The sequence below is a fragment of the Verrucosispora sp. WMMC514 genome, from assembly GCF_027497295.1.
Taxonomy (GTDB): Bacteria; Actinomycetota; Actinomycetes; order Mycobacteriales; family Micromonosporaceae; genus Micromonospora; species Micromonospora palythoicola.
In genome coordinates this window covers 380,297-400,833 of sequence record NZ_CP114906.1, presented here as the reverse complement: position 1 = coordinate 400,833, position 20,537 = coordinate 380,297, and the positions used below count along the sequence as shown (strand labels likewise).

At 69.6% G+C, this 20,537-nt stretch carries 16 protein-coding genes, 1 tRNA gene and 1 pseudogene; 8 read left to right on the top strand and 10 right to left on the bottom strand.

Features of this window, described 5'->3' with window-relative positions:
- Positions 1-8 precede the first annotated feature (8 nt).
- Positions 9-743: a transcriptional regulator gene (locus tag O7597_RS01685; protein ID WP_281581844.1), complete on the bottom strand. Its 735-nt coding sequence runs from the start codon at positions 741-743 to the stop codon at positions 9-11.
- 47 nt (positions 744-790) lie between these two features.
- Positions 791-873 (bottom strand) — tRNA-Leu (locus tag O7597_RS01680).
- 81 nt (positions 874-954) lie between these two features.
- On the opposite strand from O7597_RS01680, the gene O7597_RS01675 reads away from it, so the two are divergent.
- The 7 genes from O7597_RS01675 to O7597_RS01645 all read left to right on the top strand — a co-directional run bounded on the left by O7597_RS01675 (position 955) and on the right by O7597_RS01645 (position 8,070).
- Positions 955-1,575, top strand: a complete 621-nt coding sequence (locus tag O7597_RS01675) for a response regulator (RefSeq protein ID WP_164448329.1) — start codon at positions 955-957, stop codon at positions 1,573-1,575.
- Positions 1,576-1,648: 73 nt separating this feature from the next.
- On the top strand, positions 1,649-2,863 hold the full coding sequence (locus O7597_RS01670; RefSeq protein WP_281581843.1) for a hypothetical protein: 1,215 nt from the start codon (positions 1,649-1,651) through the stop codon (positions 2,861-2,863).
- A gap of 228 nt (positions 2,864-3,091) precedes the next feature.
- Positions 3,092-4,246 carry a branched-chain amino acid ABC transporter substrate-binding protein gene (locus tag O7597_RS01665; protein ID WP_269742567.1) on the top strand — a complete coding sequence of 385 codons (1,155 nt, stop codon included), beginning with the start codon at positions 3,092-3,094 and terminating at the stop codon, positions 4,244-4,246.
- Positions 4,247-4,313: 67 nt separating this feature from the next.
- Positions 4,314-5,288, top strand: coding sequence for a branched-chain amino acid ABC transporter permease (locus tag O7597_RS01660; protein WP_269742566.1), 975 nt, complete (start codon positions 4,314-4,316; stop codon positions 5,286-5,288).
- On the top strand, positions 5,285-6,457 hold the full coding sequence (locus O7597_RS01655) for a branched-chain amino acid ABC transporter permease (RefSeq protein ID WP_269742565.1): 1,173 nt from the start codon (positions 5,285-5,287) through the stop codon (positions 6,455-6,457). Before O7597_RS01660 ends, O7597_RS01655 begins: the two co-directional genes overlap by 4 nt.
- A complete protein-coding gene (locus O7597_RS01650) occupies positions 6,447-7,370 on the top strand; it encodes an ABC transporter ATP-binding protein (protein ID WP_281581842.1) in 924 nt (307 codons plus the stop codon). Before O7597_RS01655 ends, O7597_RS01650 begins: the two co-directional genes overlap by 11 nt.
- Positions 7,360-8,070 carry an ABC transporter ATP-binding protein gene (locus O7597_RS01645; protein WP_269742563.1) on the top strand — a complete coding sequence of 237 codons (711 nt, stop codon included), beginning with the start codon at positions 7,360-7,362 and terminating at the stop codon, positions 8,068-8,070. Before O7597_RS01650 ends, O7597_RS01645 begins: the two co-directional genes overlap by 11 nt.
- A gap of 60 nt (positions 8,071-8,130) precedes the next feature.
- On the opposite strand, the gene O7597_RS01640 is transcribed toward O7597_RS01645, so the two are convergent.
- A complete protein-coding gene (locus O7597_RS01640) occupies positions 8,131-10,908 on the bottom strand; it encodes a BTAD domain-containing putative transcriptional regulator (RefSeq protein ID WP_281581841.1) in 2,778 nt (925 codons plus the stop codon).
- Positions 10,909-11,378: 470 nt separating this feature from the next.
- Between O7597_RS01640 and polA the strand changes: the two genes are divergently transcribed.
- Positions 11,379-14,078, top strand: a complete 2,700-nt coding sequence (gene polA, locus O7597_RS01635) for a DNA polymerase I (RefSeq protein WP_281581840.1) — start codon at positions 11,379-11,381, stop codon at positions 14,076-14,078.
- A gap of 401 nt (positions 14,079-14,479) precedes the next feature.
- On the opposite strand, the gene O7597_RS01630 is transcribed toward polA, so the two are convergent.
- The 7 genes and pseudogenes from O7597_RS01630 to O7597_RS01600 all read right to left on the bottom strand — a co-directional run bounded on the left by O7597_RS01630 (position 14,480) and on the right by O7597_RS01600 (position 20,309).
- Complete coding sequence (locus O7597_RS01630) at positions 14,480-14,911, bottom strand: DUF3140 domain-containing protein (RefSeq protein WP_269742560.1); 432 nt, start codon at positions 14,909-14,911, stop codon at positions 14,480-14,482.
- Positions 14,898-15,116: a DUF2945 domain-containing protein gene (locus tag O7597_RS01625; RefSeq protein WP_204013918.1), complete on the bottom strand. Its 219-nt coding sequence runs from the start codon at positions 15,114-15,116 to the stop codon at positions 14,898-14,900. The genes O7597_RS01630 and O7597_RS01625 overlap by 14 nt, the downstream gene beginning before the upstream one ends.
- Before the next feature lie 92 nt (positions 15,117-15,208).
- Positions 15,209-16,420 (bottom strand): esterase-like activity of phytase family protein, encoded by a 1,212-nt coding sequence (locus tag O7597_RS01620; protein WP_281581839.1) that lies wholly within the window; start codon positions 16,418-16,420, stop codon positions 15,209-15,211.
- Between the two features lie 91 nt (positions 16,421-16,511).
- Positions 16,512-17,063 (bottom strand): Uma2 family endonuclease, encoded by a 552-nt coding sequence (locus O7597_RS01615; RefSeq protein WP_281581838.1) that lies wholly within the window; start codon positions 17,061-17,063, stop codon positions 16,512-16,514.
- A gap of 211 nt (positions 17,064-17,274) precedes the next feature.
- A pseudogene (locus O7597_RS01610) lies at positions 17,275-17,580 on the bottom strand (SAM-dependent methyltransferase); the annotation flags it as partial.
- A 78-nt stretch (positions 17,581-17,658) separates the two neighbouring features.
- Complete coding sequence (locus tag O7597_RS01605) at positions 17,659-18,483, bottom strand: class I SAM-dependent methyltransferase (protein ID WP_281581837.1); 825 nt, start codon at positions 18,481-18,483, stop codon at positions 17,659-17,661.
- A gap of 86 nt (positions 18,484-18,569) precedes the next feature.
- The gene (locus tag O7597_RS01600; protein ID WP_281581836.1) at positions 18,570-20,309 is read right to left on the bottom strand and encodes a hypothetical protein; all 1,740 of its coding nucleotides are present in this window, start codon (positions 20,307-20,309) and stop codon (positions 18,570-18,572) included.
- Positions 20,310-20,537 lie beyond the last annotated feature (228 nt).

The window sequence follows — 20,537 nt, the reverse complement described above, 5'->3', positions numbered from 1 at the left end:
CGGGCCGGTCACGACTTCGGGCCGACGTGCCGGTCGAGCGCGGCGACCGCCTCCCGACGGGCGACCGAGAGGCTGTTGGGCCGGTTCATCCGCCAGGCGACGCCGAGCAGGTCCAGGCCCCACTGGCAGAGCCGCATGATGTCGGTGGACTCGTTGACGAACATGTAACGCGGGTAGACGTACGTCTTTGCGCGCACGGTGACCCGGTTGGCGATCCGGCAGCCGTCGGAGTGGAACAGGCCCCGGAGAAAGTCACCGGGAACCGCCCGGACGATGCGCTCCTGCCATTCGGTGAGAACAATCCGCCGGTCGTGCTTCTTGCCGGGCCCGTGTTGGGGCAGCAGGCAGGGCCAGTGCGTGCCATAGCTCTGCACGCCGACGCAACCCTGCTTCTGCACGCGTTGTACGGAGGCTGCCAGCACCGCGCGCATGGCCTTGTCGCAGAGCGAGATCAAGTTTGGCCAGCTGTCGGCGCAGTAGATGCGCAGGACCGGGACCCGGGCGCTGGTGACGAGGTGGCCGTCGCCCAGGTAGAGGCCGAGGAGGTAGGCGTAGGCGCGTGGATCGGAGGGACCGTCCTCACCCGGGAGGCAGCGAAAGCAACGGGTCGAACTTCCGAGCATGACGGGATCCGGCCGGTCGACGCACCAGTGCCAGACGGTGGTGTAGGGGAGCGAGAGGGCGCGGGCCGCCGAGCGGATGGTGTGGCCTTGGGCACGTAGAGCGCGGACACGATTCCGCATCTCGGGAGGATGCACGCCACCATCATCGAACGCGTGTATGACAAGAGTGCCGGGAGCGGGATTCGAACCCGCAAGCCCTTTCGGGCAGAAGTGTTTGAGACTTCCGTGTATGCCGTTCCACCATCCCGGCGGGTGGGGCTTACTGTACCCGACTACGCTCGTGCGGGAGCATGGGTGGTAGCCGTGCCGGAAACGATGGTGGGAGTGGCTCGTGGCCGAGACGCAGACGGATGCCGCGCGCAGGCGGGTACTGATCGCCGAGGACGAGGCGCTGATCCGGCTGGACCTGGCTGAGATGCTGGCCGAGGAGGGCTACGAGGTGGTCGGCGAGGCCGGTGACGGCGAGGCCGCCATCCGGTTGGCCGAGGAACTCAAGCCCGACCTGGTGATTCTCGACATCAAGATGCCGATCATGGATGGATTGGCGGCCGCCGAGCGGATCGCCGGTGCGCGGATCGCTCCGGTGATCATCCTGACCGCGTTCAGCCAGCGCGACCTGGTGGAGCGGGCGCGGGCGGCCGGTGCGATGGCGTACCTGGTCAAGCCCTTCCAGAAGAGCGACCTGGTGCCGGCGGTGGAGATCGCCCTGTCCCGCTACTCCGAGATCGCCGCGCTCGAGGCCGAGGTGGCCGGGCTGACCGACCGGCTGGAGGTCCGCAAGACCGTCGAGCGGGCCAAGGGTGCGCTGATGACCACCTACAACATGAGCGAGCCGCAGGCGTTCAAGTGGATCCAGCGCACCGCGATGGACCACCGGATGACCATGAAGGAGGTCTCCGAGCGGATCCTCGCCGAGACCGCCGGCGGTGAGGTGGCCGAGCCGGCCCAGTAGGTTCGAGCGGGCGGTCTGATCTCGGCCGGGGTCAGGGGACTCCCGGCGGGCCGCGGCGCCGATACCATCGGGCATGCGCGGAGGACGGGTCGACGGCACAGTCCCGCCGCGCGCCTTCGCACCCGCTGTGCGGCGTACCGCTGCGCTCGTCGTGCTCTGCCTGCTGCTGGTGATGGGCTGCCGGTCCGGTACGCCCGGACCTGACGAGGCGCCACCGCTGCGGCCCGACTGGCGGGAGCTGACGTTGCCCGCTCCGCCCGGGGCACCCGGCCGGTTGATGCTCCGCGACGTGACCGCCTGCGGTGGGCGGTGGTACCTCGTCGGTGCGGTCGGTGGTCCCGGTGACGCGACCCGGCCGGCGGCCTGGACGAGCGCGGACGGGGTGTCCTGGGAGTCGGTGCGGATCGTGGCGGACTCCTACTACGGCCGGCAGAACGTCCTGTACTCGGTCGCCTGCACCGATGGCCGGTTCGCGGCGGTCGGGGCGAAGAGCGGCGGCGCGCACGCGAATCCGCGGGTGAGCAGTTGGGTGCGGCGTGCGGATGGTGCGCTGGTCGAGGTTCGGGCCGGTTTCGAGCTCTACGGCGGCCCGCAGGCGGTGAACGTGGCGCGGATGGTCGCCGGTGGGTCGGGTTTCATGATCGTGGGAAACCGGGTCAGCGGTGCGGCGGTCTGGCTCTCCGAGGCGGCGGGGGAGTTCGAGATCCTTGAGGGTGCGCCGGGGCTGGCGACCGACGAGCACGGGGTCACCTGGTTGTTCGACGCGACGCCGGTGGACGGCGGCTGGTTGGCGGTGGGCGGGATCATCGGCCCCGGCCGGATCGACCGGGATCCGCTGGCGTGGCGTTCGTCGGACGGCCGGAGCTGGCAGCGGGTGCCGGTGCCGGGCACCGACGAGTACGACGAGCTGCAGCGGGTGGTGCGGGTCGATGGCGAGCCGGTGGCCGTCGGCCTGCGCGGTCGTGCGTTCGGCGGCTGGCGGGCCGGGCCGGACGGCTGGGCACGGACGGGTGGGTTCGGTGCGGCCGCGTCGTCCGGCGTGCCCGCCGTGCGGGGGTTGTCGATCTTCGACGGGCAGGTGGTGACGGCGGTCAACGACGGCGTACGTCATGCCCTGTGGAGTTCGGCGGACCGGGGTGCCTCGTGGCGGCCGGTGGCGCTGCCGAGGGAGGTGCCGGCCGGGCCGGTCAGCTCGGCGGCGGTGTTCGGGGAGCCGGGCCGGTTGCTGCTGGTACTGGACGACGGGGCGGCCGGTGCGGTCTTCGGGCTGTCGGGGTTGGCCGGCTGAGCGTGGGTCGGCGCTGTTACGGGGGCGGTCGCATCGGCGCTTGTGTTCGTAACGGTTTGGCAAGCGTGGCTCGCGGGTCTTCCGGGACGGTTTGCGGACGCAGTACGCTCCGCCATCACGAGCCGTAACGCAGGTGTGCGGATTCACGCCTGGGTGGTGACCGCCGAGCTGGCCGGTGACGCTGCCCCGGGTGCGCCGGGCCCCTGTATCTGGAGGAGGTCAATAGCCGTGAGGCGTAAGTACGTACGGGCGCTGGGCGCCGTCGGGCTGGCGGCAGCCCTGTTTGCCGCGGCGGGCTGCCAGGCGTCGGATGAGGGCAACGAAGCTGGCGGCGACGGTAACTGCGGTGGCAAGCTCGCCATCTTCGGTGCCTTCAGCGGCCCGAACTCCGGTCTGGTGATCCCGTCGCTCAACGGCGCCAAGCTCGCCGTGAAGCAGCACAACGAGGCGAACGCGGACTGCCAGGTCACCCTGCAGGAGTTCGACACCCAGGGTGACCCCACGCAGGCCACGCCGGTCGCGAACCAGGTCGTCGGTGACGAGTCCTTCCTGGGCGTCATCGGTGGTGCGTTCTCCGGTGAGACCAAGGCGACGATGGACGTCTACGAGGCCGCCGGCATGGTCATGGTGAGCCCGTCGGCGACGGCGATCGAGCTGACCGCCGGTGACAACAAGGCGTTCCACCGGGTGGTCGGTAACGACGCGACCCAGGGTGCCGCCGCGGCCGTGTACTTCCGGGACGTGGCGAAGGCCAAGAAGGTCTTCGTGATCAACGACGGCACCACCTACGGTGCCGGTATCGCCAACGAGCTGACCAAGGCTCTCGGTGACCTGGCCGGCGGGACCGACCAGGTGCAGGAGAAGCAGGTCAACTTCGCCGCCACCATCTCGAAGATCAAGGCCGCCGCGCCGGACGCGGTCGCCTACGGCGGTTACACCAACGAGGCCGCGCCGCTGCTGAAGCAGATGCGGGAGGCCGGTATCACGGCGACCTTCCTCGGCTTCGACGGTCTGTACGACCCGGCCTTCCCGTCCGGTGCCGGTGCCGGTGCCAACGGTGCGATCGTGACCTGCCCGTGCCTGCCGCCGGACAAGGCCGGTGGCACCTTCTCCGCCGACTACGAGAAGGAGTACGGCTCGCCTCCGGGTTCCTACGGTGCCGAGGGCTTCGACGCTGCGAAGGTGCTGATCGAGGGTCTGGCCGAGGGCAAGACGACGCGCAAGGACCTGCTGGAGTGGGTGGACGCCTACGACAAGGAGGGCGTGTCGAAGTACCTCAAGTTCGACCCGACCGGTGACGTGGACAAGTCCCGGGTGGTGATCTGGGCCTACGAGATCAAGGATGGCGCGATCACGGCCCAGCAGGAGATCAAGCTCAGCTGAGCCAGGATGACCGTTGCGCGGCCGGGGTCTTTTCCCCGGCCGCGCGACGGTGCCAAGGGAGAAACCCGTGAATTTCGATGCCTTGTTCGGCAACCTGGCCCAGCACACGGTGGACGGGTTGTCCAAAGGGGCCATCTACGCCCTCGTCGCGCTGGGGTACACCCTCGTCTACGGTGTGCTTCGCCTGATCAACTTCGCGCACTCCGAGATCTTCATGGTCGGCACGTTCGCGATTCTCGGTACCTGGTCGCTGCTCGGGATCACCGGCACGCCCTCGATCGGCATGGCGATCGTCTACCTGCTCATCGGTCTGGTCGTCGGCGCGGCGGCCTCCGGTGCCACCGCGTTGACCGTCGAGCGGGTCGCGTACCGGCGACTACGTCGGATGAACGCGCCGCCGCTGATCTTCCTGATCACCGCCATCGGTGTCTCGCTCGTCCTGGTGGAGATCTACGCACTGTGGATGGCGGGGTTCTTCTCGGGACGCGGCTTCAGCGAGAACCGGCTCGTGATCGGCATCCCGGCGCTGTTGAAGCAGGAGACCGTGCTGTCGGTGGCCGGCGCCAACATCACCAACGTGCAGATCATCATGGTGGTGTCGGCCCTGGTGATGCTCTACGGGCTGGACCAGTTCATCAACCGGACCCGGTACGGCCGGGGGGTGCGCGCGGTGGCACAGAATCCGGACACCGCGGCGCTGATGGGGGTGCACCAGGACCGGGTGATCATGCTGGTCTTCGTGCTGGGTGGACTGATGGCGGGCGCGGCCGCTCTGCTGTGGAACATGCGGTACGGGATCACCAAGTTCGACATCGGTTTCGTGATCGGGCTCAAGGCGTTCACCGCCGCGGTGCTCGGTGGCATCGGCAATCTGCGGGGCGCCCTGCTCGGTGGCCTGCTGCTCGGTGTGATCGAGGTGTACGCCGCGACGTTGACCCGGTCGACCTGGGAGGACGTGGCCGCCTTCGTGGTGCTCGTGGTGGTGCTGATCTTCCGCCCGACCGGTCTGCTCGGTGAGTCTCTCGGAAAGGCGAGGGCATGACAGAGGCACTGCGACAGTTCAACGAGCGGCGCCGACACGCTTTGGGCGGCATGGCCGACCGTTGGCGGGCGTTGCCCCGCTGGCAGCGTTGGCTGGGGGTTCTCGCGGGGATCGCGTTCCTCTACTACCTGCCGTTCCTGGGTGACATCCCGGGGACGAACCTGATCATTCCCGGCCTCGACTGGTTCCGGACCGACTCCATCGCCGGCGGCTCGAACTGGGCCGGGGTGCTCTTCGTGTGCGCCCTGTACGTGCTGGTCGCGATCGGGCTCAACGTGGTGATCGGCCTGGCCGGTCTGCTCGACCTCGGCTATGTCGGCTTCTACGCGGTGGGTGCCTACAGCGTCGCGCTGTTCGGTTCGACCCAGTCGCCGGTGGTGCAGTCGATGCAGCGGCAGTTCGGCCTGTCCGAGGAGTGGGCGGTCGCCTGGGCGGTCTGCATCCCGATCGCGCTGGCCTTCTCGCTGGTCGCCGGCGTGCTGCTGGGCTGGCCGACGCTCCGGTTGCGGGGTGACTACCTGGCGATCGTGACGCTGGGCTTCGGCGAGATCATCCGGATCGTGGCCAAGAACTCGGGGTGGGCCGGCCAGGCGCAGGGCGTCGCGGGCATCCCGGGTCCGGAGGGACCGCCGTCGGCCGACAACACCGTCTTCGGGCTGCTCAAGATCGAGCCCTGGTACTGGTTGGCGCTCACCGTGGTGCTGCTGATGGTCCTGCTGGTGCGCCGACTGGAGCACAGCCGGGTCGGGCGGTCGTGGCTGGCCATCCGGGAGGACGAGGACGCCGCCGCGGTCATGGGTGTCTACCCGTTCAAGTTCAAGCTGTGGGCGTTCGCCATCGGCGCCGCCCTGGGCGGGTTGTCGGGTCTGCTCTTCGCCAGCCGGTCGACCTTCATCCAGCCGGAGACCTTCAACGTCCAGCTCTCCATCCTGTTCGTCGCGATGGTGGTGGTCGGCGGGTCCGGCAACATGGCGGGCGTGGCGCTCGGTGCGTTCCTGCTCGCCTATCTGCCGGAGCGGTTCCGGGACTTCTCGGAGTACCGGGTGTTGGCCTTCGGGCTGGCGCTGGTGCTCATCATGCTGCTGCGCCCGCAGGGTCTGCTGCCGAGCCGGCGGCGAACGCGGGAGTTGCAGGACCGGGCGAAGGAGGCTGCCGTCAATGTTGCCTAAGCAGATGACGTCGCCCGAGGACGCCACCCCGCGCGAGGTGTTGCTCGAGGTGGACCAGGTCACCCTCCGGTTCGGTGGGGTGGTGGCGCTCGACAACCTGAGTTTCCAGATCTACAAGGGTGAGATCATCGGGTTGATCGGTCCGAACGGGGCCGGCAAGACCACCTGTTTCAACGCGATGACGGGTGTCTACCGGCCGACCTCGGGCGAGGTCCGCTTCGACGGGGAGCAGGTGAGCGGGCGCAAGCCGCACCGGATCAACCGGATGGGGATCGCCCGGACGTTCCAGAACATCCGGCTCTTCCCGGAGATGACCGCGCTGGAGAACGTGCTGGTGGGCGCCGATTCTCGGCACCACACGAGCGTGATCGGGGCACTGTTCCGGCTCTACCGCGTCAAGCCCAAGCCGGAGGAGTTGCCGGTGGTCGACGCGACCAACGGGCTGGTCCGGTTCTGGCAGCAGGTTCGCCGGTCGTCGGCGCGGGTGTTCGGCATCTCCCGGCACACCCTTGAGGAGCGTGCCGGCGAGCGCAAGGCACTGGAGCTGCTGCGGTTCGTGGGCATCGCCGACCGGGCGAACGACCTGGCGCGCAACCTCCCGTACGGCTACCAGCGGCGGCTGGAGATCGCCCGAGCCCTGGCGACCGAGCCGAAGTTGCTCTGCCTGGACGAGCCGGCCGCCGGGTTCAACCCGGCGGAGAAGGAGGAGCTGCTCGACCTGATCCGCAAGATCCGGGACCGCGGGTTCACGGTCCTGCTCATCGAGCACGACATGCGGCTCGTCATGGGGGTCACCGACCGGATCGTGGTCCTGGAGTTCGGCAAGAAGATCGCCGAGGGGTCGCCCGCCGAGGTGCGGGACAACCCGAAGGTGATCGCGGCCTACCTGGGGGAGCCCGTAGATGCTGCTTGAGATCAACGACCTGACGCTGCGCTACGGCCGGATCGAGGCGCTGCACGGCATCAGCCTGCACGTCGATGAAGGCGAGGTGGTCGCGCTCATCGGCGCCAACGGTGCCGGAAAGTCCAGCACGATGCGGGCCATCTCCGGACTCCGGCCGGTGGCCCTGGGCTCGATCCGGTTCAACGGTGAGGACATCACCAACCTGCGGGCCGACCTGCGGGTCCGGCGGGGCATCTGTCAGGCACCCGAGGGGCGGGGCATCTTCCCGGGCATGACGGTGCTGGACAACCTGGACATGGGGGCGTACACCCGGCGGGACCACGCCGGGATCGCCGCCGACCTGGACCGGGTGTTCACGCTGTTCCCCCGGCTGGCCGAGCGCCGCCGCCAGCACGGCGGCACGCTCTCCGGCGGCGAGCAGCAGATGCTCGCGGTGGGCCGGGCGTTGATGAGTCGGCCGAAGCTGCTGCTGCTGGACGAGCCGTCGATGGGCCTCGCTCCGATGATCATTCAGCAGATCTTCGACATCATCACGGAGATCAACCAGCAGGGCACCACGATCCTGCTGGTGGAGCAGAACGCGCAGCAGGCGCTCTCCCGGGCCCACCGGGGGTACGTGCTGGAGACCGGCCGGATCGTCAAGGAGGGCACCGGGCAGGATCTGCTGCACGACCCGTCGGTCAAGGAGGCGTACCTGGGCGTGGCCTGAGTCGCGTCGCGGGGCCGGCCGGTGGTGACCACCGGCCGGCCCCGTGCTGTTCCGGCCCGGTCACTCGGGCGTCGACCGGGTCAGCTCGGCCAGCTGGCTGGTCAGTTCGGCGGTGCCGCGGTGCCCCTTGGCCCGGTACGTCTCCAGCGCGGTGCTGAGCTCCGCGAGTGCCCGAGCGCGGTCGCGGCGGGCCAGGTGGGCCTGCCCCAGTTCCTCGCGTGCCTCGGCCTCGATCAGCACGTCCCCGGCCAGCCGGGCCTGCTCGACGGCGCGTTGTCCCAGCCGTAGGGTCTCCAGCGGCTGCCCGGCGCGGCGGTGGGTCCGTGCCAGCCCGACCAGGATCTCCGCCGTGTCCCGGGCCCCGCAGTGCGTCTCGGCGAGCGCCAACGCCGTCCGGTAGTGCTCAACCGCGTCGCCGAGCCGCCCGGCGAGCTGGTGGGCCTCGCCCAGGTTGCTGGCGACCAGGGCACGCAGATGACCGGCGTCGGGCAACGCGCGGCTGCGCTCCTCGGCCTGGGTGAGCCGCCGGATCGCCTCGGTGGGACGCCCGGCGTTGTTCTCGATCGCCGCGAGGTTCAGCAGCGCCGTCGCCGCGCCGAGCTGGTCACCCCCGGCGACCCGCAGCTCGTACGCCCGGGTGCCGTGACCGGCCGCCTCGTCGTGCCGGCCGAGCAGGCTGAGCGGGATCGCCAACCGGCCGCTGAGCATGGCCTCGCCCCGGGCGTCGCCGACCTGCCGCGCGGCCCGGACCGCGCGTGAGTACAGGTCGATCCAGCGGTCGCGTTGGTGACGGCGGAACAGCCAGCCGTACATCGCCGCGGCGATCTGCCAGGCGAGCCGCGGATGGTCCGCCTCGGCCCGCTCGACGGCCGCCACCAGGTTGTCCGCCTCCGCGTCCAGCCAGGCCAGCGCCGCCGGCACGTCGGCGAAGCGTACCGGGGACCCGGCGGTGTCGAAGTTGGGTCGTTCCGCCGGACGCAGCACCCGGTCGGCCGCGGCGGCGGTGTCCCGGTAGAAGGTGAGCGTCCGCCGCAGTGCCGCCGACGCCGCGGCCGGGTCGGCGGCGGCCAGTTCGGCGGCGAACAGCCGGACCAGGTCGTGCATCTGATGCCGGCCGTCGACGGAGCGCACCAGGTGGACGGCGGCCAACCGGTCGAGCAGGTCCCGGGTCACGGCCGGTGGCAGCCCGGCCAGCGCCGCGCACGCGTCGGTGCCGGGACGCTGTCCCGGGTGCACGCCGAGCAGGTGGAACATGGTGCGGCTGGGGGCGTCCAGCGCGGTGAGGGAGACCTGCAGGGCCGCTCGTACCGAGACGTCCTCCGCCGTCAGCAGGCCGATCCGGTCGCCCTCGGCGGCGAGCCTCCCGGCCAGCGCCGTTCCGTCGCCGAACTCGCCCAGCCGCGCGGCGGCGATCCGCAGCGCCAGCGGCAGCCGGTCGCACAGTTCGGCGATCCGGCGCAGGTCCGCCGACTCGTCCGCCGACTTGTCCGCCGCCGACGCGGTGAGCCCCTGCCGGAGGAGGTGCTGTGCGTCGGATTCGGTGAGCGGGGCGAGCACGACCTGGGTGGCGCCGTGGGTGGCGACCAGACCGTCGAGGCGCCGCCGACTGGTGATCAGCACGAGGTTGCTACCGGCACCGGGCAGCAACGGCCGGACCTGGTGCGAGGAGGCGGCGTTGTCCAGCAGGATCAGCGCCGGCTGGCTGGCCAGTTCGGAGCGGTAGCGGGCGGCCCGCTCGTCGAGGTCGGCGGGAATGGCGTCGCCGGGCACGCCGAGGGCCCGCAGGAACCGTTCCAGCACCGTGGCGGGGGCGACCGGCTCGGCGGCGCCGCGCAGGTCGGCGTACAGGTGGGCGACGGGCCGCTGGTGCAGCCGGGCGTGGGCGAACCGCAGCGCGAGGGCGGTCTTGCCGACCCCGGCGGGACCGACGAGCGCGACGATCCGGCTGCCCGTGCGCACGGCGGCGTCGAGGTGGGTCAGCTCGGCCCGCCGTCCGACGAAGCCGCCCGGTTCGGCGGGCAGTTCGGCCGGTCCCGGCGACAGCGTCGGGGTGGACGTGGCGGTGCCGGGCGGCGATCCGTCCGGTTCGACGGCGCGGAGCAGGGTGAGGTGCAGTTGCCGCAGTTCGTCGCTCGGGTCGGCGCCCAGTTCGGCGGCGAGCCAGCGCCGGTGCTGCTCGTAGGCCCGCAGCGCGTCGCCGGGGCGGTGGCTGGCGGCGAGGGCGCGCATGAGCGACAGGGTGAAGCGTTCCCGGCTGGGGTGCTGCGTGGCGAGCGGGCCCAGCCGTTCGACGAGCACGCCGGCGTCGGCGTCCGTGTTCAGCTCGGCCTCGAAGAGCTGCTCCAGGGCGGTCAGCCGGGCATCCTCGAGCGACTCGACCTCGGGTGGTGGCGGTTGGCGGGGCAGCCACCCACCGAACGCCGGCCCGCGCCACAGGGCGACGGCCTCGCGCAGCAGGTCGCGTCGCTGCGGCCAGTCGAGCGTCCCGTCGGCGGTGCAGCCGCGGGCCACCAGCAGCCGGAACCGGTGCACGTCGACGGTGGTGGGATCGAGCAGCATCCGGTAGCCGCCGCCGTCGGTCAGGATGGCCAGCTGCTCGTCGCCGATGCCGGCGGCGGTCAGGGCGGTGCGCAGCTCGGACACCCGCGAGTGCACCATGGCGCGGGCGGTGCGCGGTGCGCGGGCGGACCACAGCAGGTCGACGAGCTCACTTGTCGACACGAGGGTGTTGGCGCGTAACGCGAGTATCCCGAGCAGGAGACGGTGCAGCCGGCGGCCGACGGCGACGGGCCGCTCGTGGTGCCGGATCTCGACGGGACCGAGCAGGTGCAGCTCCACGGACGTCCTCTGCGGCGCGGCGAACGGGACTCGCCGCGAGTGTAGGACCAGACCCGAAGGCGGCTGTCGGGACACCACCGACATGCCGGACCGGCACCGGGCGAGGCGGTTGGCGCCGGCGGGGCCGACCTGCGTCGGGTCGGCCCCGCGCCGAGCGGTCGGCGGAGGGCGCTGCGGGCGGACCGTGTCGGGCCCGCCCGCCCCCGAATGGCCCTTCGCCGTGCGTGTGGTCTGGACGGCACCTCGCGTGGGACGACACCGGCCGCTGGGCGGTCGCGCCGCCCGCCGGCGCCCGCCGTCGGGGTGTCCCGTCACCGAAGTCGCCGTACGTCCGCCCGCCAGCATTACCGGTGGACCTTCCCGTTCCCTTCCCGCTCGGCTGCGAGCTGCGGTTTCGCCGGGAGGCCACCGGCTGCCGGCCGGCCACGTCGGGGCGGTTGTTGTCGGCGGTACGGACTAGAGTCGCAGCCGTGACAGCTACGACCCCGCGCCTGCTCCTCGTCGACGGACACTCCCTGGCATACCGGGCGTTCTTCGCTCTGCCGGTGGAGAACTTCTCCACCACGACGGGGCAGCCGACAAACGCGGTCTACGGCTTCACCTCGATGCTGATCAACGTGTTGCGCGACGAGCAACCGACCCACATCGTCGTGGCCTTCGACGTGTCCCGCCGGTCCTTCCGCACCAAGAAGTACGCGGAGTACAAGGCGGGCCGCAGTGAGACCCCGACCGACTTCAAGGGCCAGGTCAGCCTGGTGAAGGAGGTCCTGGCGGCGCTGCGGGTGCCGGTGGTGGAGAAGGAGGGCTACGAGGCCGACGACGTCATCGCCACCCTGGCCTGCCAGGCCCGGGACCAGGGCATGCCGGTGCTGATCTGCACCGGCGACCGGGACGCCTTCCAGCTCGTCGACGAGCAGATCACCGTGCTCTACCCACGCAAGGGCGTCTCCGACCTGGCGCGGATGGACCCGGCGGCGGTCGAGACGAAGTACGGTGTGCCCCCGCAGCGCTACCGCGACCTGGCCGCCCTGGTCGGCGAGACCAGCGACAACCTGCCCGGCATTCCCGGTGTCGGCCCGAAGACCGCCGCGAAGTGGATCAACACGTACGGCGGGGTGGAGGGCGTCATCGCCCGGGCCGACGAGATCAAGGGCAAGGCCGGGGACAGCCTGCGCGAACGGCTCGCCGACGTGATCCGCAACTACGAGATCAACTGTCTGGTCGCCGACCTGGAACTGCCGCTGCGTGCGGAGGACGCCCGCTGGCAGGGGTGGGACCGGGAGGCGGTGCACCAGGTCTTCGACACGCTCCAGTTCCGCATCCTGCGCGACCGTCTCTACCAGTACCTGGAGGCGGTCGAGCCGGAGGCGGAATCCGGCTTCGACCTGGTCGGTGAGGTGCTGGCCGCGCCCGGCGCCCTGGTGGGCTGGCTGGAGACGCACGCACCGGCCGGCACCGGGGTCGGTGTCGCGGTCAAGCTCGACACCGGGCCGAACCGCCGGCACACCGCCACCGTCACCGGGATGGCCCTGGCCACCGCCGACGGTGCGGCGGCCTGGTTCGACCCGGGCCAGCTGGAAGCCGCCGACGAGGCGGCGCTGGCGGCGTGGCTGGCCGACGAGACCCGGCCCAAGGTGCTGCACGACAGCAAACCGGCCGTGCTCGCCTTCGCCGCCCACGGCTGGGCGCTGGCCGGCATCGCCCGCGACACCCAGATCGCCGCGTACCTGGCCCGCCCCGACCAGCGCTCCTACGACCTGACCGACCTGGCGCTGCGCTACCTGCACCGGGAGCTGCGGGTCGACGCCCCGGAGTCCGGCCAGCTGACCCTCGACGGGCTCGGTGGCGACAGTGCGGCCGAGCAGAACCTCATGCTGCACGCCCGGGCCACCCTCGACCTGGCCGATGCGATCGACGCGGAGCTGTCCCGGGACGGGGAGCAGTCGGCCCGGCTGATGGCCGGGGTGGAGCTGCCGCTGATGCGGGTGCTGGCGCAGCTGGAGCGCACCGGCATCGCCGCGGACACCGACTACCTGACGGAGTTGGAGGCGCACTTCGCCGCCGAGGTGAAGGCCGCCGCGCAGGGCGCGTACGAGGCGGTGGGGCGGGAGTTCAACCTCGGTTCGCCCAAGCAGTTGCAGGAGATCCTCTTCGGTGAGCTGAACCTGCCCAAGACCAAACGGATCAAGACGGGTTACACCACCGACGCCGACGCGTTGCAGTGGCTCTACGCGCAGAATCCACACCCGGTGCTGGCCCATCTGCTGCGGCACCGGGACGTGGCCAAGCTCAAGTCGACGGTGGACGGACTGCTCAAGTCGGTCTCCGACGACGGGCGCATCCACACCACCTTCAACCAGACGGTGGCCGCCACCGGCCGGCTCTCCTCCACCGAGCCCAACCTGCAGAACATCCCCATCCGCACCGAGGAGGGGCGACGGATCCGCCGCGCCTTCGTGGTCGGTGCGGGCTTCGAGTGCCTGCTGACCGCCGACTACAGCCAGATCGAAATGCGGATCATGGCGCACCTGTCGGCCGACGACGCGTTGATCCAGGCGTTCAACTCCGGCGCCGACTTCCACGCCGCGACGGCCTCGTCGGTGTTCACCGTGCCGCTGGCGGAGGTCACCCCGGACCAGCGGCGCAAGATCAAGGCGATGAACTACGGCCTGGCGTACGGGCTCAGCGCCTTCGGCCTGTCCCAGCAGCTCGGCATCAGCGCCGAGGAGGCGCGCGGGTTGATGGAGAACTACTTCGCCGGGTTCGGCGGGGTGCGGGACTACCTCCAGGAGGTGGTCGCCCGGGCCCGGCAGGACGGCTACACCTCCACCATTCTCGGCCGCCGCCGTTACCTGCCGGACCTGGTCAGCGACAACCGGCAGCGGCGGGAGATGGCCGAGCGGATGGCGCTCAACGCCCCGATCCAGGGCTCCGCGGCGGACATCATCAAGGTCGCCATGCTGCACGTCGACACCGCGTTGCGGGACGCCGGCCTGCGCTCCCGGATGCTGCTGCAGGTGCACGACGAGCTGGTCTTCGAGGTGGCACCCGGCGAACGGGCGGCGCTCGAGGAACTGGTCCGACGGGAGATGGGTGGGGCGTACCCGCTGTCGGTGCCGCTGGAGGTGTCGGTGGGTGACGGCCGCGACTGGAACAGCGCCGACCACTGAGCCGGTCTTGGCGGGGTGCCGGCGCAGGCCTGGAGGGGTTTCGGGCAGCCCTGGAGGGGTTTCGGGGCAGCCCGACTTCGCCTGGAGGGGTTTCGGGGCAGCCCGACCCGCTCCGGGCGGTCAGGCTTGATCCCTGCGCGGGTCGGGCTGCCCCGAAACCCTGACGTGGTCACCGAACGCGTGCCGGTCACGGTCCCGCGGGCGAAGCGTGCGCTGATGTCGGCAGTTTCGGGGGAGCTCCTGCCTCGCGGAGCCGGCTGACCCAGCGACTTCGGCGAAGTTGCTGCCTCGCGGGTCGGCTGACCCAGCGACTTCGCCGAAGTTGTCGCCTGCTGGTGCTGGTGCTGGTGCTGGTGCTGGTGCTGGTGCTGGTGGTGGGTGGGGTGTGCGGGGTGTGGGTGTCAGCGGGCGGGGCCTCGGCGGGACCTGGGTGGGGCGCCGTGCCGGTCGAGGGCCTTGCGGGAGGGGCCGCCGGGCGGCGGCAGGGGTGCCTTGACCGGGTCGTGGCCCCAGTTCATCAGCGAGTACCGCCACCGGGTGTCGCGCACGTCGCCGCTGGGCCGCTGGGCCATGTGTCGCCGCACGTACCCGACGACCTTGCGCATGTGCTTGTAGTCGGCCTCGGTCAGCTGGCCACGCTTGCGGCGCAACAGGTCGATGATCTTTCGGCCGGACTCGTGGCCGACCGTCTCGCCGCCGCCGCTGCCCTTCCGCCGCCAGCCGACATGCTTGGACTCGTCGGTGTCCAGCCACGTGGACAGTTCGCCGGGCTTCATGTTCACCGCCTCGGTGAACTCCCGGTAGGTCTGGTCGGGGTCGTCACGACGGCTCACGGCGCAACACCTCCGGGCGGTGGGCCACGTCCCGGCCCGAGTCGTCGTTGCGGATGCGGTACTGCGGCTGCTCCGGTGTCGCGTTCACGGCGTGCCCGCGTACGTGGGTGCGTTCGGTCAGCTTCTCCTTGACCACACCGTGGGCCCGGCCGCTGTGGCTGGCCCAGGAGACGTGGTCGCCGGTGCGGAACTCCTCGTCGGCCATGCCGCCCGGGTACCCGGGCACCTTCGGGGAAAACGCCGCCGCCCTGCCTCGACCGCGACGAGGGCGGCGGACGGGCCGGGCGGCGGCGCTGGTCACCTGAGGACGCGTGGGTCCGGGTCGAGCGAGCGGGGCAGCGTGATGACGATCCACTCGTTGTCCTCGGCGACGCCGGGGGCGCGGCCGGTGGAGAACGGGAAGTTGTTGTCGTTGAGTACCGCCACCCGCCGCTTGTCCAGGATCACCACGTTCTCGATGGTCTGGAAGGGGAACGTGAAGGTGGTGTCGAAGCCACCCAGCCGCTTCGGGTTGGCGACGTTCATCAGGTCGACGAGCAGGGTCTTGTCCAACAGGCCGTCCCGGTCCCGGTCGCGGGCGTCGGCGACGTAGAGCCGCTTGACCACGGCGGTGGGGCCCTGACCGCCGTCCCGCTCGATGATCAGGAAGCGGTGCCGGTCGATCGCGATCGCGTCGCCGATCGCGAGGTTCGGCGCTTCGAGTCGGTAGGTGAGGCGCTTGCCGGTGTAGCGGCCGGTCCACCTGTCGAACTCGTTGAGCCGCAGCTGGCCGGGAGCGTCACCGGCGACGGTGCCCTCCAGCAGCGCGTAGAGGTGGCGACCGTCGGGGGAGGCGGCCAGGCCCTCGAAGCCCCGGCTGCTGGCGAGGGTGGCGGGGACGCCGGTGCGCGCGGCGGTTTCCGGGGCGACCACACCGGCGAGCGGGATCGGCGCCCGCAGCAGCCGGCCGGTCCGGTCGAAGTGCAGCAGGTACGGTCCGAACTCGTCACCGATCCAGTAGCTGCCGTCGGCGGCCTTGACGATCGACTCGACGTCGAAGTCGGCGCCGGTGAGCACCCGGTCGGTGCGGGTCAACTGCCACGGCACGTGCCCGTCGGGGTCGGTGAGGTTGATCCCGCCGACCACGTCGACGTCACCGGTGGCGAACACCGGGGCGAGCCGCTGGATGCGCAGCAGGAAGTCCGCCGAGTTCGCCTGGTTGCCGTAGCCGTTGTCGGACAGCACGTCGAAGGTGCCGTCGCCGTTGTCGGCGATACCGGAGAAGCCCTGGATCGGCTGGTCGGCGAAGGGTGTGGGGTAGCCGTTGGTGTTGCCGGTGACGAGGCTGCCGGAGGGCTCGCTGCCGGGTACGAAGGTGGCGGCCGGCAGCGACGCGAAACCCGTGAGCGTCGGCCTGGCGGTCGTCGGCGCACCGGCGAAGGACGCGGTGCCGCCCAGGGCGAGAGCGAGGGTGAGGACGCCGGCGCCGGCGAGTGCCCGTCCCAGGCGGGTGGCGGTGATCTGTCTCATGCGCCCGGACGTTAGGGAGCGCGGGTGAACTGGGGGAAACCTGGCGGTGGCCGCCGTCGGGCGTCCGGTGACCGGTTCGTCCGGCGGTCGGCTATCCGGTGAGGTCGCGGACCGGAAGTTTGATCTCGAACGGTTCGGTCAGCTCGATGAGCTCGGCGCTGTCGGCGACGAGTTCGTACTGCCGCTCCCCGCCCGGCCCGATCCGGTCGCCGAGGCGGTACGCGTACACGTGCACCGGGTTCTGCTCGATGCGCCAGTAGAAGGGGATGCCGGCGGCGGCGTACTCGCCCGGCTTGGCGAACCGGTCGACCCGGCGGGTGCCCGGCGAGACCACCTCGACGGCCAGCACGACGTCGGCCGGCCGCAGCCGGGACCGGTCGGCGGGCAGCCCGGAGCGGCAGAGCAGCACGTCCGGTTGCCGACAAGTGTTGTGGCTGAGTCCGACGCCCACCGCCTGGGCGGCGCGCAGGTGGTCGGGAGCGTGAGCGCGGAGCCACAGCCACACCAGGCTGGAAATGTCCTGATGGCCCAGGGTGGGGGAGGGTGTCACGTGGATGACTCCGTCGACGAGTTCGACGCGGGGGGCGTCGTCCGGCAGGGCGAGCAGGTCCTCCAGCGTGTAGTCCGCACGCTGCTGCCGCATCGGATCCGGACACCATGGGCCAGGTGATGTCGGGATGGGCTCGGCGCTCATGCCGGCCCTCCGCCGGGCTGCGGGCCGGCATGAGGCACCACGGCACCGCGTCGATGATTCGCTCGCTGGCGCACGCTCATGACGTGAGCGTAACGCCACCCCGGGACGGCGGCGTCGCACTCGCTGTCCGCGACGGCGCCGGACCGGACAGCCGGCAGGCTCAGTCGGCCGGTTTCTCGGTGACGAAGATGGCGGTGCCGGGGAAGAGTCGGCCGCGCAGCGGGCTCCACTGCCCCCAGATCCCCTCGTGTCCCTCCGGCCACTCCGGTTCCACCAGGTCCAGCAGCCGGAACCCGGCACCCACCAGCTCGCGGACCCGGTCGCCGAGGGTGTGGTGCTGTTCGACGTAGCTGGCCCGGCCGTGTTCGTCCAGCTCCACGTACGGCCGGGTGTCGAAGTAGGAGTGCACGGCGGTCAACCCGCCCTCACCGGGGTCGTCCAGGAAGATCCAGCGCATCAAGTGGGTATGATCTTGCAATATTAGAACCGCGTCACGACCGCAATGCCTCCGCGTGACACGTCCGGTCGCTCTTCGCGAACTAGGTCACACGGCGGCTGGACGGCGGGCGACGAAGATGGCGGTGCCGGGGAAGAGCCGTCCGCGTAGGGGGCTCCACTGGCCCCAAATCCCCTCGTGTCCCGGCGGCCACTCCGGTTCGATCACGTCGCAGAGAATGAAGCCCGAGGCCGTGAGCTCTCGGACGCGATCACCGAAGGTGCGGTGCGCCTCGACATAGGTAGGCACTCCTGCCGAGTCCTGTTCGACGTACGGACGGCGGTCGAAGTATGAGTGGACAGCCGTTAGGCCGGCCTCGCCGGGATCATCTAGAAAAATCCAGCGCATCGGGTGAGTAACGGCAAAAACCCATGTCCCACCAGGGCGCAGCACCCGGAACACCTCGCGCATGAGCGCTTCGGAGTCTGCGACAAACGGGACAGCGCCGAACGCGGTATGCACGGTGTCGAACGTGCCTGCCCGGAACGGCATCACCAGAGCGTCAGCTTGCACGAGGGGTACGTGCACGCCCGAGCGTTCGGCGGCCAGCTTGGCGTGCCGCAACATGCCGGCAGATAGGTCCAGTGCCGTAACGTCGGCCCCTTGGCCGTCTAGCCAGCGTGACCCCGCAGCCGCGCCGCAGCCGATCTCCAGAACTCGTGTCCCCTTGACGTCGCCGAGCAGCCTGGCGTCTGCTTCGCGTAGGCCCTCGGGGCACCACACAAGGTCAACGTCTCCGAGGAAAGCGCCGTGCTCTTCCTGGTAGCTGTCAGCGTCCTCGTCCCACCAATGCCGGCTCGCCGTCCTGCCTTCTGCGTATGTAACAGTGCGGCGGGTGACACGGGCTTCGGAAGGGGCTGGAGGCTCGGTCATCCTGGCAACGTTACGCGGTGGCAGTCGGCATGGCAGCCGGTGCCAAGATTAACCAGGGCGTGTCTTTCGAGCCGCCGCGTTCGGCTTCAAAGCCGGCTCCGCAGGAACTCCATCACCTCGTTGAACAGGCTATTGTCGCCAATGTCGGTCACCACGACGGTTACGGAGGCAACCACTAGCGACACGAAGGCAACCCACAGCGCACGACGACCGGTCTTGGCGGCATTTACAGAGGCACCCAGCGAGGCCACCGTCGAGAGGATGTCCCGGTAATCACGGTCAGCAGCGGTTAGTTCCTCGAACCGCTCTTTCTGACGCTTCCGCAGCTCGGTATTCATGTGAACCGGCTTGTCCGTTAGATCGGAATTGACTCGAATGCGTGGCGAGTAATCGATCGTGAACTCCGCCTCCTCCTCAAACCGGGGTCGGGATTTCCAGGACCTTTCCAAATCGCGCCTAACGGTCGCTACGTCGATACTGAGGGTCAGCAGTTGCTCGCGGAGGTCGTTGATGACTTTGGCCTTAAAGCGGCCATGCTGCGCACGAGCACGATCTCGAATCAGCGCATAGCTAGCCTCGACCGTTTCGAGCAAGTCAGATACGGCCAGCGTCACCAAGAAGCTCTCGATCGCGTCGCCGTAGCGATGCGCTATAGCTCGGTTCGGATCGTCGCCGTAGCCAGTCAGTTGGGTTGCGCTGTCCACGACAGCCTGACGCTGGCCCCAAAGTGCCCATGTGCGGTCAGTGCTAATGCCTCGCGCCATTGAAGGCGAAGTCGGGACCAAATGCATCTTGGGAATGTCAGTGGAGGTGTAGTGGTAGACGTCCGTCTCCGTGATTCCGAGCGCTCGGAACACATCGAATCGGTCGCGGTCGCGGTCGTCGCTAACGTCAGTCGGGTCGTGCTGATCCAAAATAAGCATATCGATCAATGTCTGAGGACTGTTGAACTCACCAAAGACGCCATCGCAACTCTCATTCATCCACTTCCGTGCCAACTGGTGCAGCCGTTCCCGGGCCGTCTGCGTGACGTGGAATCCAGCCCACATACGATCAAGTGCGTGAAGCCGCCCGTCTCGACGGGTTAACATCGGCTCGTGAGGCTGATGCCACACCTCATCGAGGTGTGTGGCACCCAACTTTGAGAGTTCGATGTGAGCAACAACGGCAGTTAGGCCGGATCCAACCTGCATGGCCTTCAACTCGATGCAGCCGAACTCGGGCGGCAACTGGGCGCGCACTCCGTCAGGCATCATGTACGTCCCATTGATGTCCTGAATCGAGGCCATGCGCCACCATCTCCATCCCCTGCGAGCACGGGACTTTAGCAGCATGTTGACGTTGGTGTCTTGGGCTCCAGACATCCAACGGTCCCGATCCCAGCCGTTCCTATCGATCGCCCGCTCCAGTCGGGCAAAAGCGCTCGGCGGGAACAATTCCACCACCCAGATGCCCGGCATGTTCACGTGTTCATCAGCGGGCACTTGGAAGTCGTGCAAACGGTCACTCGGGTCCCAGACTCTGTCTCGCTCAAGTTTGTTGAACTGGCTGAGATCGATGGACCAGCGGCGGAGAGCACGGAGTGCCGGTTGGGGAATGATCTTGCGCCGCCAGTTGGTCTGGAGGAACCACAGCAACTTGTAGGGAAGGTCGTACCAGCGGGTCCAGCGGTCGCCAATCGACGGCACCTTATCGTAAGCATCTGCGACCCTCCCGGAGATCAGGTCTCGTTGCGGGGATGGCACCACGCCTACTGCGGTGTCGCCCTCGGCCGCGGGTGTCTCGGGTTGGACCTCAAGCGGTTCGACCTGCTCCTCGGCGGTCACGGCTTACCCATGCCATTGAACTCGGCCCACCGGGCGTGAGCGCACGGCATCCTGACTTCGAAATTGTACGCAGCCATCTGAACTCCCTCGGATCGGGACTGAGCTTGCTGGCCGATTCTCTCAGCAGCCTCCGACATTCTCTGAGGCCGTGCACCGAGTCAGAGTCGAATCAGGCCAAAGCCTTGGGATTAGGAGTTGAATTCCGATCGTGATTCGGGGTTACTGACA

Coding starts and splice junctions, on each gene's coding strand:
- O7597_RS01605 (WP_281581837.1), bottom strand. CDS start 18,483: ATGACCGAGCCTCCAGCCCCTTCCGAAGCCCGTGTCACCCGCCGCACT.
- O7597_RS01685 (WP_281581844.1), bottom strand. CDS start 743: ATGCGGAATCGTGTCCGCGCTCTACGTGCCCAAGGCCACACCATCCGC.
- O7597_RS01670 (WP_281581843.1), top strand. CDS start 1,649: ATGCGCGGAGGACGGGTCGACGGCACAGTCCCGCCGCGCGCCTTCGCA.
- O7597_RS01645 (WP_269742563.1), top strand. CDS start 7,360: ATGCTGCTTGAGATCAACGACCTGACGCTGCGCTACGGCCGGATCGAG.
- O7597_RS01650 (WP_281581842.1), top strand. CDS start 6,447: ATGTTGCCTAAGCAGATGACGTCGCCCGAGGACGCCACCCCGCGCGAG.
- O7597_RS01655 (WP_269742565.1), top strand. CDS start 5,285: ATGACAGAGGCACTGCGACAGTTCAACGAGCGGCGCCGACACGCTTTG.
- O7597_RS01620 (WP_281581839.1), bottom strand. CDS start 16,420: ATGAGACAGATCACCGCCACCCGCCTGGGACGGGCACTCGCCGGCGCC.
- O7597_RS01615 (WP_281581838.1), bottom strand. CDS start 17,063: ATGCGGCAGCAGCGTGCGGACTACACGCTGGAGGACCTGCTCGCCCTG.
- O7597_RS01625 (WP_204013918.1), bottom strand. CDS start 15,116: ATGGCCGACGAGGAGTTCCGCACCGGCGACCACGTCTCCTGGGCCAGC.